Source organism: Cohnella sp. AR92 (genome assembly GCF_003990975.1).
GTDB lineage: Bacteria > Bacillota > Bacilli > Paenibacillales > Paenibacillaceae > Cohnella.
The window spans coordinates 198,366-215,578 of the sequence record NZ_RZJR01000006.1; the positions used below are offsets into that span (position 1 = coordinate 198,366).

General features: G+C 53.7%; 14 protein-coding genes. 13 read left to right on the forward strand and 1 reads right to left on the reverse strand.

What is annotated here, in order from left to right:
* Nucleotides 1-67 precede the first annotated feature (67 nt).
* From ELR57_RS11390 to ELR57_RS11405, 4 genes are all read left to right on the forward strand, one after another.
* Nucleotides 68-985, forward strand: coding sequence for an ABC transporter permease (locus ELR57_RS11390; protein ID WP_126959193.1), 918 nt, complete (start codon nt 68-70; stop codon nt 983-985).
* 14 nt (nt 986-999) lie between these two features.
* The gene (locus ELR57_RS11395; RefSeq protein WP_202866410.1) at nt 1,000-1,872 is read left to right on the forward strand and encodes a carbohydrate ABC transporter permease; all 873 of its coding nucleotides are present in this window, start codon (nt 1,000-1,002) and stop codon (nt 1,870-1,872) included.
* Nucleotides 1,873-1,956: 84 nt separating this feature from the next.
* Nucleotides 1,957-3,579: an extracellular solute-binding protein gene (locus tag ELR57_RS11400; RefSeq protein ID WP_126959194.1), complete on the forward strand. Its 1,623-nt coding sequence runs from the start codon at nt 1,957-1,959 to the stop codon at nt 3,577-3,579.
* A 106-nt stretch (nt 3,580-3,685) separates the two neighbouring features.
* Nucleotides 3,686-6,709, forward strand: coding sequence for a glycosyl hydrolase (locus tag ELR57_RS11405; RefSeq protein WP_158630002.1), 3,024 nt, complete (start codon nt 3,686-3,688; stop codon nt 6,707-6,709).
* An 82-nt stretch (nt 6,710-6,791) separates the two neighbouring features.
* On the opposite strand, the gene ELR57_RS11410 is transcribed toward ELR57_RS11405, so the two are convergent.
* Nucleotides 6,792-7,688: a helix-turn-helix domain-containing protein gene (locus tag ELR57_RS11410; protein ID WP_370452253.1), complete on the reverse strand. Its 897-nt coding sequence runs from the start codon at nt 7,686-7,688 to the stop codon at nt 6,792-6,794.
* Between the two features lie 87 nt (nt 7,689-7,775).
* On the opposite strand from ELR57_RS11410, the gene ELR57_RS11415 reads away from it, so the two are divergent.
* The 9 genes from ELR57_RS11415 to ELR57_RS11455 all read left to right on the forward strand — a co-directional run bounded on the left by ELR57_RS11415 (nt 7,776) and on the right by ELR57_RS11455 (nt 17,192).
* Nucleotides 7,776-9,446, forward strand: coding sequence for a hypothetical protein (locus tag ELR57_RS11415; protein ID WP_126959197.1), 1,671 nt, complete (start codon nt 7,776-7,778; stop codon nt 9,444-9,446).
* Nucleotides 9,447-9,553: 107 nt separating this feature from the next.
* On the forward strand, nt 9,554-10,501 hold the full coding sequence (locus tag ELR57_RS11420) for a hypothetical protein (protein ID WP_126959198.1): 948 nt from the start codon (nt 9,554-9,556) through the stop codon (nt 10,499-10,501).
* Nucleotides 10,502-10,621: 120 nt separating this feature from the next.
* The gene (rarD, locus tag ELR57_RS11425) at nt 10,622-11,500 is read left to right on the forward strand and encodes an EamA family transporter RarD (protein WP_126959199.1); all 879 of its coding nucleotides are present in this window, start codon (nt 10,622-10,624) and stop codon (nt 11,498-11,500) included.
* Nucleotides 11,501-11,699: 199 nt separating this feature from the next.
* Nucleotides 11,700-12,356, forward strand: coding sequence for a L,D-transpeptidase family protein (locus tag ELR57_RS11430; RefSeq protein WP_238162504.1), 657 nt, complete (start codon nt 11,700-11,702; stop codon nt 12,354-12,356).
* A gap of 204 nt (nt 12,357-12,560) precedes the next feature.
* Nucleotides 12,561-13,370, forward strand: a complete 810-nt coding sequence (locus ELR57_RS11435; protein WP_126959201.1) for a hypothetical protein — start codon at nt 12,561-12,563, stop codon at nt 13,368-13,370.
* Between the two features lie 95 nt (nt 13,371-13,465).
* Nucleotides 13,466-14,566 carry a glycosyltransferase family 4 protein gene (locus ELR57_RS11440; RefSeq protein ID WP_126959202.1) on the forward strand — a complete coding sequence of 367 codons (1,101 nt, stop codon included), beginning with the start codon at nt 13,466-13,468 and terminating at the stop codon, nt 14,564-14,566.
* Nucleotides 14,567-14,913: 347 nt separating this feature from the next.
* Nucleotides 14,914-15,759: an SDR family NAD(P)-dependent oxidoreductase gene (locus ELR57_RS11445; protein ID WP_126959203.1), complete on the forward strand. Its 846-nt coding sequence runs from the start codon at nt 14,914-14,916 to the stop codon at nt 15,757-15,759.
* A complete protein-coding gene (locus ELR57_RS11450; protein WP_126959204.1) occupies nt 15,746-16,324 on the forward strand; it encodes a TetR/AcrR family transcriptional regulator in 579 nt (192 codons plus the stop codon). The genes ELR57_RS11445 and ELR57_RS11450 overlap by 14 nt, the downstream gene beginning before the upstream one ends.
* Before the next feature lie 22 nt (nt 16,325-16,346).
* On the forward strand, nt 16,347-17,192 hold the full coding sequence (locus ELR57_RS11455; RefSeq protein ID WP_126959205.1) for an SDR family NAD(P)-dependent oxidoreductase: 846 nt from the start codon (nt 16,347-16,349) through the stop codon (nt 17,190-17,192).
* Nucleotides 17,193-17,213 lie beyond the last annotated feature (21 nt).

A 17,213-nucleotide genomic window follows, 5' to 3' on the forward strand; every position in this document is an offset into this window, starting at 1 on the left:
CGCGGGAAGATGATATCCAAATAGCTAGCTCTCCAACTAAACCACGGTCTCGGGGATGTGAACAGGGATGACGGCAAATCTAAGATCGGCGCTGCGTTACCTCAACCGGAAGAAGTACCTCTATCTCATGCTCCTTCCGGGTATTCTCTATTTCCTTATTTTCAACTACGTTCCGATGTACGGGGTCGTCATCGCCTTCAAGGAATTCAACTTCGCCAAAGGGATCTGGCACAGCCCGTGGATCGGCTTCGAGAACTTTAAATACATGTTCAAGCTTGACGATTTCTACACGGTCTTCTGGAATTCCCTGATCCTAAGCTTTCTGAAGTTGGTGTTCGGCTTTCCGTTTCCGATCCTGCTGGCCTTGTTCCTCAACGAAATGCGAAGCCGCGCCTATCAGAAGTTCGCCCAGACGCTTATCTATCTTCCGCACTTTATCTCGTGGGTCGTTATCGGAGGCATTCTGGTCAACTTTCTGTCGCCCACCTGGGGAGTGCTCAATCTATTTCTAACGCAGCTCGGGTTCGAACCCGTCTTCTTCCTGGCCGATACCGCTTACTTCCGGCCCTTGGTCGTGCTAAGCAGCATCTGGAAGGATTCCGGGTGGGAGAGCATTATCTATCTCGCGGCGATCGCTTCGGTCAACACGGAATTGTACGAGGCCGCCAGCATAGACGGGGCGGGCAGGCTAAAGCGAATCTGGCACATAACGGTTCCGGGCATCAAATCCACGATCGTCGTTCTGCTGATTCTGCGATTGGGACATATCATGAACATAGGCTTCGAGCAAATCTTCGTCCTTCAGAACCAGATGAACCTGGGCGTCTCCGAAGTCTTCGAAACCTACGCGTACCGGGTCGGGATACTCGGCGGGCGCTTCTCCTTCGGCGCGACGGTAGGGCTGTTCACCTCCGCGATCGGACTGATCTTCCTGCTGGCTAGCAATCGGATCGCGAAGTGGATGAAAGAGGATGGAATCTGGTAAAAAGGAGGATTGCCGTGAAAATCAGGTCCAATGGAGATCGGGTATTCGATGTCGTCAATTATACGGTCATCACGCTGTTCGCGCTCGTTTGCTTGTTCCCGTTCGTCTATGTAGCCGCATTCTCGATCACGCCTTATACGGAATATTTGCAGAATCCTCTGAAGCTCATCCCGAGCCATGCCGAATTCGGCGCCTATCGGCAAATTTTCAAAATGACCGTGCTTTGGACGGGATACCGCAATACGATCCTCATTACGGTCGCCGGAGTCTTGATCAATATCTTCTTAATGCTTATTACCGCGTATCCGCTCTCCAAGCGGGATTTGAAGGGCCGCAACGTCGCCCTGATCCTGATCACCTTCACGATGTTCTTCAACGGCGGACTCATTCCGAACTTCTATCTCATCCGCTCGCTGCACTTGTACAATTCCCTGTGGAGCTTGATTCTTCCCGGCGCTCTCGGCGCCTATAATTTAATTCTCATGAAGAACTTCATTAGCAACATTCCCCCAAGCCTGGAGGAATCGGCTTCGATCGATGGAGCGAATGAAGTAACGATTCTAGCCAAGATCATTATACCGCTGTCCAAACCCGCGATCGCGACCTTCGTGATCTTCCACGCGGTGTCGCAATGGAATCTGTTCTTCAATGCGGTCATTTACACGTCGAAAAGAGAACTTTGGCCGCTCATGCTTATCGTCCGCGATTTGGTCGTGGACAGCGGCGCCGTTGCTAGGGATACGAGCGATGCGGTCAACACCGGCGTTACGGAGTTTACGATCAAGATGGCCATCATCATTTTCTCGACGTTGCCGATTCTCCTGATCTTCCCGTTCATGCAGAAGTATTTCATGAAGGGCATTCTGATCGGATCGATCAAGGGCTGAGGCCAAGCGATCCGTTAAGCCGAGTTAAGGCCGTGACCGGTCGCGGCTTTAATAATAATAAGAATAATAAAGGGGATTTTGTCCATGGGGAAAAATAGCCATTCTCGCGTGAGCGTCCTGATGTCCGTCCTGTTGCTGACGTCGGCGCTCGCCGCCTGTTCTTCCAACGACAATAAAGAGAGCGGCGCAAGCGGCAGCGAAGCATCAGGTTCCTCTCCGGCGCCTGCCTCGGCGTCGGCGAAGGAAACGGAGAGCAAGAAAGAGCCCGTTAAGATCAAGATGTTCAATCGAGTGAACGCGGATGTCGTTATCGATAAGAATCCCATCCTCGAGGAAGCAGGGAAGCTGGCCAACGTGAAACTAGAAGTCGAAGCTCCGCCGATCAACAACTACGTGGATAAGCTGCAGGTGGTCATGGCTTCGGGGGACCTTCCGGACTTGATCTACAACTGGGGCACGGCCGGCAACGGAGCGGACGCCAATATGGAGAAGTGGGCCCAGAACGGCCTGCTCGCCGCGCTGGATGATAAGATCGCGAACTATCCCAATTTGATGAAGAATATCACGCCTGACATGTGGAACGCCGTCAAATCGGTCAACGACGGCAAAACCTACATCATCCCGCGTGCGAACGTCGTCAATCATTGGGGATACGTGATCAATCAGAAATGGCTCGATAAGCTGAATTTGAAGGCGCCGACGACGCTGGATGAATTTACGAATGTCGTAAGAGCGTTCACCAAGGACGATCCGGACGGCAACGGCAAAGACGATACGTACGGCTTATCCTTGTCGGGACCGGACCTCGGCCGCAATACGATTTGGAACGCCACGAACTTCCTGGCGGCTGCTTTCGATCTTCCTGTCGTCGACGGGGCGAAGGACACGGACGGAACGTATAAGATTCGCGAGAAAATGTCCGGATATCTCCCTTACCTGACCTATCTGAAGAAGTTGAACGACGAGAAGCTGATCGATCCGGAGTTTCTGATCAACAAGATCTATGTCGATACGGAGAAGCTGAACCAATACAAGGTCGGAATCGTTTACGGTCACCAGTTCGCGGTGCTGGGCAACATCAGCAAACTGCCGGATTCCGAGAAGATATTCAGCTACCACGGCGTTCTCAAAGACAGCAACGGCGTCGCTTCGGATTGGGTGACTCCCGCGATGTGGGGCGGATGGATGATTCCGAAGGATTCCAAGAAGATCGACGACGTCCTGGCGTTCCTCGATTGGGGGAATACGCCCGAAGCCAACGCGCTGTTCCAGCTCGGAATGCAAGGCCTGACTTACGATAGCTACGATCCCACTACCAAAGCAGTATCCCGAACGGCCGAGCAGGCAGAGAAACTCAATACGCTTACAAGCACCTACATGACGCTTGCGAACGCGATCAATGGGGAAGGAGCGTCGATCGCTAACGCGGATACGCCGGAGAAGCTGAATGTCTACAAGACTCAGCTGGACGAAGCGATGAAGCAAATGACGGTCGTCAACGTTCCCGCCGTCCGCTCGCCGAAGATTCTGAACCTGAACGGGACCATTCCCGATCTCGTCAAGAAGAAGGATGAGAAGGAGATCGCGTACATTACCGGAACCATCTCCGAGCAGCAATTCAAAGACTTCCTCGAGAAGGAATGGTACCCGGCTACCGCGGACGCCGAGAAGGAATACGTCGACTACATGAACTCGCTCGGCAAGTAACCTAAGGGGTTGCCCTCCGTCATTCGCCATGGCGGCGGGGCAGCCCGTTCTTGCTGGCAGAGGACAGGCGCAATCGACGCAGACTGACGTGAGAGGAGTCACGACATTGAAGATAGGGAACGAACTTCAGAATCCTTCTTCCCGTTATCGCACGCTCCCCTTCTGGTCATGGAACGACCGGTTGGAGAAGGCCGAGCTGGATCGGCAGATGGAGGAGATGCATCAGGCCGGCGTCGGAGGCTTCTTCATCCACGCGAGGGACGGACTGCAAACGCCTTATATGGGCGAGGAGTGGATGGCGGCCGTAAAGGCGTGCGTGGAGAAAGGCAAAGCTCTCGGCATGGAAATTTGGCTTTACGACGAGAATACGTGGCCGAGCGGATCCGCCGACGGCAAGGTTCCCGCGATGGGAGAAAGGTATCGGCAGAAGAGGCTTGCCTATGAAGCTGCGCCGTTCGAAGAAGACTCCGACCCGGACCGAACGATTGCGTACTACGCGCGGTCGGAGAAGGGGTATCGTCTCTTGTCGGCGGAAGAGCGGAGCGACGCGGAACTGCGCTTGTACTACAAGGTTAATCCCGATTATATCGACGTATTAAGCGAACATGTCGTTGCGGCCTTTATCGAGGCCGCTTATGAGGCGTATTGGGAGAAGCTCGGTCCGGAGCTCGCGTCCATCGTTCCGGGCGTATTCACGGACGAACCGCAATACGGACGAGGGACGCTGCCTTGGTCCTTCGATCTGCCGGCCGAGTTCATGGCGCGGCATGGCTATGACGTGACAGAGACGCTTCCATCCCTCTTCTTGCCAACAGAAGACTGCCGAAAGCACCGTTACGATTACTGGGAGACGGTCACCGCCATGTTCGCCCGCGCTTATTCGGAACAGATCGGCGCTTGGTGCGAAAAAAGAGGTTGGAAGTTGACGGGCCACGTGGTGGAAGAGCAAACGCTGATGGGACAGGTTTCTTCGGTTGGCGATCCGCTGGCTTCCTATGAATTTCTGCACATTCCGGGCTGCGATTGGCTCGGGAACTTCATCAGCGAGGAACCGATCGTGCCGAAGCAGGTCAGCTCGGTCGCGCGCCAGCTCGGCCGCAAGCAGGCCATTACGGAGAGTTTCGGCTGCGCGGGGTGGAATGCTAGCTTCCAGGATTTGAAGCGCATCGGGGAGTGGCAGTATGTGCACGGCATCAATCTTCTGTGCCAGCATCTGCAGAGCTATTCGCTGAAAGGACTTCGTAAGCGGGACTATCCGCCGTCGCTATTCTATCAGCAGCCCTGGTGGGGCGAGTACCGGGTATTTAACGATTACTTCGCCCGCTTGTCGCTGCTCCTGTCCGAAGGGGAACGTCAGGCGGATGTGTTGCTTCTGCACCCCGTCCGTTCAGGATGGGTAGAGCAGCAGGGGCGGGACGCCTCCGCCATCGAGCCTTATCACGCTTCGTTCGCCGCGTTGACCCGTTGGCTGTGCCAATCGTTCGTCGGGCACGATTACGGAAGCGAGGGGATTATCGAGCGTCATGGCAGGGTGGACGGAGGAAAGCTGATCGTAGGGCATGCCGCCTATTCCGTAGTCGTCATTCCTCCAAGCGTTACGCTGGCCGGAACGACGGTCCGACTGCTTAGGCAATTCGCGGAGGAAGGCGGCAGCCTGATCGCATTCCCCGGGTTCCCATCGATGGTGAACGGAGTACGAGATAGCGCGTTGGACGATCTGATCGCGGGAGCCGTCTGGCCGGAATGGAGCCGCGAAGCCCTTCTTCAAGCCGTTGCGGACACTGCTCCTCCTTCCGTAATCTTGACGGATGGACAGCAAGAGGCGATCGCGGAAGATACGATCAATATCCAAGAGTTGACGCTGGACGGAGCACATCTTTATTATCTCGTAAATTCCGGGAACAAGAGTTATGAGAACGCGCAGATGGAGATTCGCCGAAGCGGGATCCTAACGCTCATCGATCTAGAGACCGGCGGCATGATCCCGGCGCGGAAGTTTCATAAGGATGGCAGCGGCATCCGGGTTCGGCTGGATCTTCATCCGGCCCAGTCCTTCATGCTGATGGTGAGTGCCGATCCGTTAGGGCTAGCTTCGGCGGCAACGGACCGGGAAGCAGCGGACGACGAGCCTACCGAGACCGAGGAGCGAACGGGCCATCGGGTAGCTCTCGGCGGACGGTGGACGATAACGGCTGCCGACTTGAACTGTTTGACGTTGGATAACTGCCGCTTGCGGATCGGCGAGGGGGAATGGTCCGAGCTTCAACCGGTCATTTTCTTACAGGAACGCCTGAAGGGACTTGATCGAGCGACTCCGATCGAGCTGGAATTCGAATTCGATGCGAATTTCGAACCGGGAAGCCTTCGCGAGCTCTATCTAGTCATGGAAGAACCGAAGTCTTACGAGATCCGCCTGAACGGATGTTCAATCGAATCCCGAAGCTGCGGCTGGTGGCGGGATATTTCTTTCCGGAAGCTAGATATCGGCGCTAACGTTCAGAGAGGGAAAAATCGGCTTCGATTATCGGCGAGGTTCAATCGGACGGGCGAAGCCGCACCGGAACTAGAGAGCGTCTATCTGCTGGGCGACTTCGGCGTCCGGTCGGATACGTCCTTTACGGAAGGAGAGCGTGCGGTCGTATTCACGGAAGGCCCGTTCCAACTGACGGAGACCCCCGAGTTCGTCGAGTCCGGCGATCTCGTGCGTCAGGGATTTCCTTTCTTCGCGGGCAAGATTCGCCTCGCTCAAACGTTGAAGTTAGAGAGCTGGGCACGCAACCCTTCAAGATTCGAATGGGGGTTGCCGCCGGATGCGGTTGTCGGCAAGCTGTTCGTCAACGGGCAAGAAATTCGAACCTTCGTTTGGGAACCTTACGAGACGGACCTGACGTCATACCTGCAGGAGGGGGAAAACTTGATCGAATTGGAGCTTTCGGGCAGCTGCCGCAATCTGCTGGGACCTCATCACCACATCAAAGGAGAACCGAACAAGGTTGGACCGGACAGCTTCAAGGATAGACCCGGATGGACGGATAAGGACCTCAGTCCGGACACGCCTATTTACCAAGCGCGATATGCCTTCGTCCGGTTCGGACTTCGCGCGGAGCCTACCATAGAGATATTCGATTAGGGCTCAATGATGGAGTAACGTTTAGGGGCTTTTTCGAACTTAGGAGAAGCCCTTTTTTAATTGCACTCGCGAATGCCGATTTTTACGCTCTGAACCGATTGCGGTAGTCCCTCGGCGTTATATGTTCGGATCGATGGAAGCATCTCGTAAAGTAGGAGTTGCTCTCAAAGCCAACCTCGCCGGCGATCGCGGATATGCTGTGGTCCGTATTAACCAGGAGCAGTTTGGCTTGTTCTATTCTTACCTTCTGCAAGTACTGGAGAGGCGTGCATCCCAAATTTCTTTGCATGCATCTCGTCAGGTAAACGGGATGGAAGTGGAACTCATTGGCCAATGCTTCGCTATCGATCGCTTCCTTATAGTGCTTCCGGATGTACTCCGTCACCTTCTCGGTCAGCCGCAACGCGTCGGACAGGTAGACGTCCCGGGTCTCTTGATAAAGGATTCGAAGCCATTTCTGAAAAGCCTCTTGCTGATCCCAGCAATTCGTAACCGCTGTCTTGTGGTTAAGCGATAGGAGATGCTTGATTCCTTCCTCGACGGCAACCCTATGCTTAAACGTCCAGTATTGCTGAAGCAACAATTGATACGAGCTGCCGAAATGCATGGATATCGCAGGATCTCGGCGATTAGCCTCATACGGGTTAGGGGAATCTCTCGGCGGGGCATTCGATTCCGAATCAACTTCCGTCCAACGATGCCCTGCTTGGAAGTGAACCCAATAGAACAAGGTATCTTCCGCGCACGGCGCTGCGGGAAAGTGGCTGCGCTCCGGATGCAGGATAAGCATATCGCCTGCCCGAACTTCCCAACGCTGCCCTTCCTCCCCCATATATAGACATCCTTTCGTGACCAAGAGAAGGTCGAAGACGCCGATATTCGATCGAGCTGCATGCGATTCGCCGCTTCGAATCGACTGTTTGCCGCAAACGTAAAAATAGGGGAGAGGCGGAGCTTCAAAGCTGTAGTAGAAGGGCAACGTTTACACACCTCGGTTAGGTTTAAATCGTACTAATTTCTTTTGCCAATTTGCTATTATTGTCGTATAGAGAAGCCCTAAAATCAAATGGAACGATACATTCTATACCATTTGATGGGGGGATTTCTGATGTATGCGGTCGCTTATCCTTTCGGTGACACCTATGTATCTTGCGGGGAGCTTCAATTTGCGATCCGTCTCTCGACCGACCGGAATGTTTACTGTCCTTCTCCCGAGCATGTCCGGACCGAGAACGCGAACGGTCGACTTCGGTTGACCGCCGATCGGTTATCGGCTGCCGGCGGTCAATTGTCGGCCGAGGGAGCCTTGGAATTAATGCTGGAGCGGGACATGACGGACGGAAGCATCATCATAAGCGGGCACGGCCGACACGGCACGGAATTATGCAAATCCATCCTTATCCTCGTCAAAGGCATCCATGTCCGCTATTTGGATGCGGAATCGGACAACATGGGCCGCTGGGAGTTTCGCCATCCGGCAGGGATACAACCGCTCGTTTATCCCGGACGCGAAGCTACGATGCCCTTGGCGTTTATTGGCGGAGCCGATTCGGCTAAGGGGACAACTCGTGAATGGTACGCCTTATCGCGTGATGAGCGGGTACGCAAGAAGGGCTTCGCCGCCTATTACGACGCAGCGGAACAAGCGCAAGTGATTATGCTCGCCTTCGAGGAAGACCGCCGACATTGGACGAATGAAATTACGCTCCCAGCCTGGCAATTCGGGGAGGCTGCCTCTCGGCATGAGATCGTTGCGGAGCGCTGCCGGGATCTGGAGAGGCTGTACGGCATGAAGCCGTTCCATGATCGGCAGGAGCTGCGGTGGATTGACGACATCAAAGTGATGGTTAACTTTCACGGCGAGCACTGGACAGGCCATGTCTTCAACACGTTCTCCGATATGGAACAACAAATTCGTGACCTGTGCAGCCTTATGCCGGGGAAGCACATGATCGCCTTCTTGCCAGCTTGGGACGGCCGTTATTATTACACCTATCCTTTCCATCGCGTAAGCGGACGAATGGGAGGCGAAACCGGGCTGAAGCGTTTTGTCGAGACGGCTCATTCCTTGGGCGTGAAGGTCATTCCCATGCTTGGCGGGCCTAATCTGGGAACGACTCGCTTTCTTCAGGAGCATGATCTGCTCGATGCCGCGCTTAAGGATGATCAGGGGATGCCGCAGCTTCAGAACTGGATCGATTGGAACGGCGATCTCTCGAAGGAAAACATGGGTTATCTATTGAATTATGGCCATCCAGGTCTTCAAGCTTATATGCGGAGGAAAGTGGATGAATTGATCGACGCCTTCGGCTTCGACGGGATATTCTTGGACGGGGCCGTCCGCTGGTCCAATGCGCCGGATTACTCTCCCTACGAAGGAATCACCGACTTCGCAGAGCATTTCTTGAAGCGGCATCCGGGGAAGCTTCTTATGGGCGAAGACGGGTATGACGCGTTATGGGGGCACTTCGGGATGTTTGCCGCCAGCTGTGGGCCAATCGGGTTGGAGAATGCCATGCTTCGCTATACGAGACAAACGGAATACTTGGCTTATCCGGCGCTTAACGGAAGTTCCGGCATCCACGAAGCAGGTTGGGATTGGGAGAGCCTCAACAAGAGCAAGAAGTCTTATACGATTCCTGCTCTGACCTTATTTGCCGGCGACACCGCGCGGTATAAGGAAGAAATTCAATTGAAATTAAAAGAGTACCAGTCTTGGCGGTTGAAGATAGACTAGCGGACAAACCATCCTTGAAGGCTTGAGAAGAAGCGACACGACAAAAAATGAAACTTTTTCCAAATGCCATTCGTCTTATCCGTATTCCAATCAGGGAGAGGTATCCGATGACTGCCATTCGATTATTCGTTATCATGGTATTCGCTTCGCTCGTCTTATCCGCATGCTCGACATCCTCGGCAGATCCGGTTGAGCCGTCGGAGACGGCCTCGAACGGGATGGATTCCGCTCGATCGAGCCCGCAAGCCTCGCCAAGCACGCAGACGTCTTTGTTTACCGAAGTACAGTCGGGCGGTTCGATTATTCAAGCTTATACGTATAATGACAAGCTGGAGAACGCCGTATTCCGCAAACACGCTTCGCTGCCGTACGGGGTTTACGTTCCGGAATTCATGGATCAACGGGATATTCCCGATGGGGTGGAGTGGGGGTATGGAGAGCCCAGAAACTCTTTCGCTATCATGGATGGGAGCTTGTTCCGACCGGATTATCCGAATAGCGTTCCGGATTTGACCGCCTATACGGAATACTTGGGATCGGACCTGAGCGACCGGACGATGGAATACGACTATTTCTCGTACCGCGGCGAAACGACTGATTTGATTATCCGCTTTGCCTATTCCTCCGAGGAGAAGGAGAAGGCGCGAAAGCTGTTTCTAGACATGATCGCTTCGATTAGGGAGACGCGTGCGAGCAAAGACTTCAAAGCCGGCGTGTTCCTAAGCTACGACGAATCGACGTTGGACGAAACGGAGAAAGAGGTGCTGCAATGCGCTCTGGAGAGCATGGACGCGATCATAGCAAAGGACGCCAAGGCATTCGAGAAATCGCTGTATTCCAAACAATTGGCGGAAGCTCTGAGCTTCTTTATCGATGAGGGGAAACTGTACAGGTTCGAACGATTGGATTCGATCACGGCGCTGGACGAGAAAAGATACAACGTCAACGTGGTCTTTACTTCGCTAAGCAAAGAGGGCTTCCTCTTTAATAGCGGGTATGCCTTCACGGTGTTAAAAAACAAAGCCGGGGAATGGAAGGTAGCGAATATCGATTAGAGGACTTCCGAGACCGGGTTCATACGATCCACAAGAATAGGTAATAATTCCCTTTGCTTAAGCTCGGATCGAGGCGTATAATCCGTTCAGACATCGGAGCGAGAAGCGGGGAATGGGTTTATGAACAACGGATTGGTCAACGCCATTATTGCGTATATCATGTGGGGAGTTCTCCCCATCTATTGGAAGCTGTTTAACGACGTGCCTGCAGGCGAGATTCTATCGCATCGGGTTGTCTGGTCGTTCGTCTTCATGGGGATTCTCGTCGCCGTCCAGCGCCGCTGGGGCGATATGAAGCGGATTGCGGCCAACCGCGCGCTCCTGCTGCCGCTCGCCGCCAGCGGGCTGCTGATCGCCGCGAATTGGCTCATCTTCATCTGGGCGGTCAACAGCGGGCATGTCGTCGAGACCAGTCTCGGCTATTATTTGAACCCGTTGCTGAACGTTGTGCTGGCCGTCTTCTTCCTGCGAGAGAAGCCGAACCGCGGTCAATGGCTCGCGATCGCCATCGCCGGCGCCGCGGTGCTCATCATCGCCATCGACTACGGCCGATTCCCGTGGGTCGCGATCACGCTGGCCGCGTCGTTCGGCTTGTACGGATTGGCGAAGAAGAAAATCGTTCAGGACGCTTCGGTAGGCTTATTGTCGGAGACGGCCGTCGTCCTGCCCATCGCGCTCGGGTACTGTATCTACCTGGCCGCCGCGGGAGAGACGACGGCATGGACGCTGCCTGCGTCTACTTTCGTCGAGCTGCTTCTGTCCGGCGTGGTAACGGCGCTGCCGCTGCTCTTCTTCGCCCGGGCTGCCGCGCGGATGTCGCTGTCCACGCTGGGGTTCGTTCAATACATCGGGCCGACGATCATGCTGTTTCTGAGCGTATTCCTGTTCAAGGAATCGGTCTCGCGGGTCCTGCTCGTCGGCTTCGCGCTCATCTGGACGGCGCTCGTCGTATACGCCGTCGCTTCGATTCGCGGCGCGAGACTCGCGAAGGCGAGCTGACGGCGACGCGGATGATCAAGAACCGCCATAAAGGCAAACTAAGAGAAAACCGCCCTTATGTGGCGGTTTTTTTGCTTGTTAGAACCAACAGTCAGCACTGGACGTTATTGCATGATTTCAAGGCCTAAGGCCAAGCTAACGGAAAAACGCAAACGGGTGAACGGCCATGACTCGATATCGATTCAAAGTTTGGGGCGCTATGACTTTCTTCTTTTCCATCCAGACCTTCACGCCGATACCTATCCATGCTGGCCCCGCGCTTCCGATCGTCAAAGATAACGGTCACCTTACGGTAGCAGTGTTCCCGCAGAAACATCGGCTCATCGTTTATTTGGATCACATTCCTTACAAAAGCTTTCCGGTAGCGGTCGGCAATCCGTCTACGCCGACTCCCGTGGGAGAATACATCGTCACTTACAAAGGGAAGAATTGGGGGCCGTCCTTCGGTTCCCGTTGGATCGGCTTGAACGTGCCTTGGGGGATTTACGGAATCCACGGCACCAATAAGCCATATTCCATAGGCCAACATGCCAGCCATGGCTGTATTCGAATGAGGAATCGGGATGTGGAAGAATTATACGAATGGATTCCCATTGGAACGAAAGTAACCATATTCGGTCATGTGCTTGGCGAAGCGAATCAAGAGCCGAGATCGATAAGCGAAGGGGACGTAGGTGCAGACGTTCAGCTCATCCAGAACCGCTTGCAAAGCGCTGGGTATTATCACGGCCCATGCGACGGAAGGTTCAAATCTTCCACGACGATTGCCCTTAAGAAATTCCAACGCCAGAACGGTCTTATCCCGAATGGTGTCGTGACGTTGAAAGTGTACGAGACATTGGGGTTGTTAGAATGATGATAGTTATGCCTTGATGTCGGAATCGAATTATCCAAGACATATTGCATACCTATACGGGGTATGATATGTTAAATAAAGGACGACTGATTGGCTGCTTTGCAGCCATTATTTTTCGCTCGTTATATACCCCATATGGGTATATAACATTTAGGTAAAGCATGATGAATACAGGCCATCCATCAAACCGAGCAGGAGGTAATCATGAAGATAGGACTAACGGTAATAGCGATCGCTGCCGTGCTGTTAACGGCGTGCGGAAAATCAGGGGAGGCCATGCATCATTCGGGTACAATGGCGTCAGTTGCAGATGCCGCTCAAGCGGAGAGCGTAGAAGCGATGTTCATGCTCTCGAGCGAGCAGCCACAACCCAACCAGGATACGACGATTACGGTCCGGATTCAGGATAAAGACGGAAACCCAATCGATGAATTTGATGTGCAGCACGAGAAGCAAATGCATATTATCGTCGTTAGCAAAGACCTATCCTTTTTTAACCACATTCATCCGGATTACAAAGGCAACGGGGAGTTTACGGTAACGACCGCATTTCCGACCGCGGGGGAGTATGAGATCATTTCGGACTTTGCACCGGCCGGGAAGGGAGCCATGAATAAAAGCCAATGGATCACCATACAAGGGACAGCGCCGGAAGCCCAACCCATCGAACCCGATGCTGCGCTTATCAAAGAAGTAGACGGCAAAGTTGTTGCCCTGTCCATTGACCATTTGATGGCGAACATGGAGTTGGAATTAAACTTCAACATCAAAGACGCTCAGACGAAGCAGCCTATTGCCGATTTGCAGCCCTATCTCGGAACCGTGGGACACGTTGTGATCCTTAACAAAGAGGGCGGCGAGTATTTGCACGTGCACCCATCCGACGAGCATTCATCGGGACCGGACGCTAAATTCATGACAACGTTCCCGCATAGCGGCGTCTATAAGATTTGGGGACAGTTCCAACAGAACGGAAAAGTATTTACGGTTCCGTTTGTCGTGAACGTGCCTTAGGAAACGCCCAGCCCTTGGATTAGTCAGCCGCATATACTAGGAATTAGCCTCGTTCTGCCATTCCCGGAGGCAAAACTACGTAAGGGTGCGGTGCTGTGGCCAACACGCAGGTGGTTTGGAGAGGGCCGGTTAGACGCGCCTCTGGTCTTGGAATCGCGAGCAGGGAGTATGTATCCGCTCTACGAAGACAAGGCGTTAACGTCAAGGTAGGCGACAGCCCCGTTAATCATAAGAAAGCCGCCTCGAAGAAGAGAAAAGTGCTTATCTATCATCAATTGCCATCCTCGCTGGATATGAGGCGCGCTCGCAAACGGTTTGACCGCATTATTTTGAATACGGTTTGGGAGACTTCCCGAATTCCGCGGGGCTGGGTCCCGAGAATCAACCAATTCGACGCTGTTTGCGTACCGACCACCCATAATAAAATCGCTCTGCGCCAAAGCGGAATCAAGATCCCCATTTACATTGTCCCGCACGGCGTTCACCGCGAAAAGTTCAAGCCCGGAAACAAACCGTTCCGGCTGCCGATGGCCAAGGGTCGTTTTGTCTTCGTTTCAATATTCGGCTTCCAGCATCGCAAGAATCCCGAGACGTTGCTTAGGGCTTACTGGGAGCAATTCTCGGCGAAGGATAAAGTGCTGCTTGTCATCAAAACGAACGGATATTCGCGGCACGAGACCGGGCAGTGGATTCGGAACCGAATCGCAGCCTATAAAAGAAGGCTCGGGATTCGCAAACAAACCGCCCCGATCATCGTCATCACCCAATATATAAGCCCTGATCAACTAAAAGGCTTGTATACGCTTGGCGACGTATTCGTTCTGCCGACAAGGGGAGAGGGAGTCGGGCTTCCTTTTCTAGAGGCGTTGTCCAGCGGGGTCCCCGTCATCGCTACCGGCTGGGGAGGGCAGATGGATTTTCTGAACCAGGGCAACTCCTTTTTGGTTCGCTATAAACTGCAGAACCCCCAGATCCGAATGAAGCATTCGATCGCGAGAACGTTCCGACCCTTATTCTCGGGGAAAGGGCAGCGATGGGCAGAGCCGTCCTTGTCCAGCTTAAAAGACAAGATGAGGTTGGCGTACCGCCATCCCGAGCTTTGCAGAAAGAAAGGCCGGCAGGGCCGACTGGACATGAGAAAATATACGTGGAACAGAGCCGGAGCCGCTTTTAAAAAGGTAGTGGAGATGAAATAGTCCGGTTATTGCCGAGTCGCATATACGTTTCCGTAACGGCCCGTGAAAACGGGCCTTCCGAAGGCTTGATCCCATTCCGTTAACAGCTTGGCCGATACAAGGGAGGTTCTGGGGCTGTGACCGAGGAATCCAAGACGGATGCCGAAGTGATGAGTGCGCAATAGCTGCACATGCGGACAAAAGCTTGAGAAATCAAGCTTTTTTTGTTTGTGTTTGCCGGCTTCTACGAGAAAAAATATTTTAATGATCATTAAAGATTTATCTTGAATGCTCAATAAAGAAATGCTATTCTTTTCCAGTAAACGAATGTTGATCCTTCATTACAACGATACTCAAGGAGGTCCAACATGAGAAATATCGTGATTACGGGCGGAACCGACGGGATTGGCAAGGCTCTTGCCATGACTTATCTAGAGAGAGGAGACCGCGTCATTGTCGTCGGACGTAATGCCGAGAAAGGCTTTGCGTTACTCGCGGCCGCGCGTGACATGAACGCCGGTGAGAGAGCTTCCTTCATCCAGGCGGAGCTTAGTCTGGTCCTAGAGAATAAGCGGGTCATCGAGGAGATCAAAGATCGGCTCCCCGCGCTTGACGCGCTAGTCTTATGCGCGCGCCATTATCGTTCCTCACGAATGGTAACGGCAGAAGGGTTCGAGGACAATTTTGCGTTATTCTACTTGAGTCGGTTCGTGCTCAGTTATGGGTTGATCGAGCTGCTGGAGAAAGCCGATAATCCGATTATCGCTAACGTTGCGGGACCCGGCTACAATCTGTCCGCCATCCAATGGGACAATCTCGAGCTCGCGCGAGATTACCACGGAGGCGCGGCCTTGGGCCAGGGTGGGAAGCTGAACGACCTGCTTGGAGTCGCTTTTGCCGAAAACAACAAGGGGAGCCGGATCAAATACGCGTTGTTCCATCCGGGCATCGTGTCTACCAGCTTTTCCGGCGAATACGACGAGTCGACCGCGGCTCATATCACCGAGCTGAAGAAGCATGGAAAATCTATCGCGGATGCTGTCGCGCCGATTATCGCCCGCATGGATGCTCCGCCGGCCGAACCGCTAAGCGCATTCGTGGAAGGCGAACGCATCAGCGTCGAACACGAGGCCTTTGGCAAGAGCGCTGCCAGAAGGCTTTATGAGATGACCCTTAGCTTGTTGATGGAGAGGATCTCTAATGGCCAGACATAAAGAGTTCGATACAACCGTTGTCCTTTCCAAAGCCATGTATTTGTTCTGGAAGCATGGTTATGAAGGCACCTCTATCCAGGATTTGGTCAATCATGTCGGAATCAAGGCGCAAAGTCTATATAACGCTTTCGGAGGCAAACGCGAGTTGTTCCTTGCCGCGCTCCGGTACTATGCCGATCATAGCACTACGGTTCGTATTCTGGACAGCACGCCTTCAGGGAAAGAGGCGATTGCTACCGTGTTCCGCGAAGTATCCGCGATCTTTTCCGGTCCGGATGGATCGAAAGGATGCTTCCTCATCAATTCGAACGTGGAGATGGCGCCGCATGATGCCGAGATTGCCGATTTCCTTGAGAAGGAAAGAACCCGTGCGATCGACGCCTATTATCGCGCCTTGACCCGGGCGAAGGAACAGGGAGAGCTTCATGAGCGTCACCAGGATCTTATGGCGCTTGCGCGATATTTGAGCAATGCTCAGGGGGGGCTGGCGATAACGGCCAAGACAAGCTCCGGCAGGATGATTCTAGACGACATCGTCCGGGTCACTCTCTCGATTCTCGATTAATTAATTGAAAGGGGACCTACCCATGATCGCTCAACCTGGTTTACGGAAACTGGCCGTCGTGACGGCGTCTTATTCCGGCATCGGCACGGAAATCAGCAAGCTGATGGCGAATAGAGGCTACAACCTGATTTTTATTGGCAGAGACCGCGAACGCATGGAGAAGCAGAAACAGGACTTGAATATCCTGGATCCGGCGATTGTTATCCTTACGGTGACGGCCGATTTATCCGACCATCGCCAACTTCGCGAAGCAGCGCGGCAAGTGTCTGAGATGCAGACCCGGATCGACGTGCTGATTCACAACGCCGGTATGTTGTCGGACCGCGTCGTTCTATCTCCCCAGAAGCAGGATGTTCACTACGAAGTAAACACTGTTGCGCCATACTTGCTCACCGAGCTCTTTCGTCCATTGCTTCGAGCTGCTGGCCGTTCCGTCGTCGTTACGGTCGGCTCCAGCGCCATGAAGATGGCGGGCAAGCTGGAGCCGGGGAATCTGCCGTCCCCGCGCAAGTTTAAGAAGTTTAAGCCGTATGCTCAGTCCAAGTTGGCCGTCGCCGCCGCGTTCTTCGCCATGGCAGAGGATTACGGCAGGGACGGCATTGCGCTTCGAGTAGCCGATCCCGGCATGAACCGAACAGCCATGTCCCATAATCCGGGCGTGCCAGGTCTGTTCAGAATGCTCCGCTTTCTTTTCTCTACGCCTGACGCAGGCGCACGGAGAATCGTCGATGCGGCGACGGATCCTAAGTACGGGGACCGCGGCGGTATCTATATCGAGAAGGGAAAGATCGCGCGCACTCCGCCTTCGGTAACGGATCCCGGTACGCAGCGGGAGCTTCTGCAATTGCTGCTAAAGAATCATATATGAGAGCCTATCGGAACAAACTGG